The sequence below is a fragment of the Frankia sp. Mgl5 genome, from assembly GCF_023242985.1.
GTDB classification, from domain to species: domain Bacteria; phylum Actinomycetota; class Actinomycetes; order Frankiales; family Frankiaceae; genus Parafrankia; species Parafrankia soli.
Window position 1 is genome coordinate 1 of the sequence record NZ_JALKFY010000780.1, and the last position, 1,228, is coordinate 1,228.

Below are 1,228 nucleotides of genomic sequence, written 5' to 3' on the forward strand. Positions count from 1 at the left end.
GGCCCTGTCCTTCAGGTCGGGGTCAGCGCATCGACGACAGCGTGACAGGCGTGCCTGCTATGCTGTCACCTGTGGGGTCGAAGGTGGTGAAGCGGGCGTACCGCTACCGTTTCAACCCGACCCCCGATCAGGCTGCCCAGCTCGCGCGAACCTTCGGCTGTGTCCGCTATGTGTACAACCGGGCGCTCGCCGAACGGCACCGGGCCTGGTTCCAGGAGCAGCGGCGGGTCACTCACGCCGAGACCGACCGGATGCTCACAGCGTGGAAGCGCGACCCGGAAACGGAATGGCTCGCCGAGCCGTCGAAAGGCCCGCTTCAGGCCACGCTGCGGAATCTCCAGACCGCGTATGTGAACTTCTGGCAGAAACGCGCCGGCTACCCGACGTTCAAGAAGAAGGGCAGGACTCTCGACTCGGCGACCTACTTCCGGAACTGTTTCAGTTTTCGGGACGGTCGGATCACGCTGGCGAAGCAGGACGGGCCGCTGGCGATCGTCTGGTCGCGTCCGCTGCCCGACGGGGCGGAGCCCTCGCAGGTCACGGTGTCGCGGAACGCCCGCGGCCAGTACCACGTCTCGATCCTGGTCGAAGAGACCATCACCGCCCTTCCCGTGTCGCCTGGGCGGGTGGGGATCGACGCGGGGGTCACCTCGCTGGTCACCCTGTCGACGGGGGAGAAGGTGGCCAACCCGAGGCACGAGCGTCGGGATCGGGCCCGGCTGGCCCGTGCGCAGCGGGACCTGTCCCGGAAGGTGAAGGGGTCGGCGAACCGGGCGAAGGCCCGAGCGAGGGTCGCCCGGGTGCACGGTCGGATCGCCGACCGGCGTCGGGATCATCTCCACCAGCTGTCCACGAGGATCATCCGCGAGAACCAAACGGTGGTCATCGAGGATCTGTCCGTCCGCAACATGGTCAGGAATCATTCGCTCGCGCGGGCGATCTCCGATGCTTCCTGGTCGGAGTTGCGGCGGATGTTGGAGTACAAGGCCGGCTGGTACGGTCGCACCGTCATTGCGATCGATCGGTTCTATCCGTCGTCCAAAACCTGTTCGGTGTGCGGGTCGATCGTGAAGGAACTGCCGCTCAACGTCCGGGAGTGGGCCTGTCGCGGCTGCGGCACGGTCCACGACCGGGACGTGAACGCGGCGGTCAACATTCTGGCCGCGGGGCTCGCGGTGGCTGCCTGTGGAGATGGAGTGAGACCGCCTCGCTCCTGAAGCGAGGAGGC

1 protein-coding gene is annotated in these 1,228 nt (G+C 66.9%); it reads left to right on the forward strand.

The window, feature by feature from the left end; all coding sequences use genetic code 11:
* Nucleotides 1-59: 59 nt before the first annotated feature.
* Entirely contained in the window at nt 60-1,217 is a 1,158-nt protein-coding gene (locus MXD62_RS27585) for a transposase (RefSeq protein ID WP_248832314.1), read from the forward strand.
* Nucleotides 1,218-1,228 lie beyond the last annotated feature (11 nt).

Excerpts from the sequence above, each read along its gene's own strand:
- MXD62_RS27585 (WP_248832314.1), top strand. The coding sequence starts at position 60 with ATGCTGTCACCTGTGGGGTCGAAGGTGGTGAAGCGGGCGTACCGCTAC.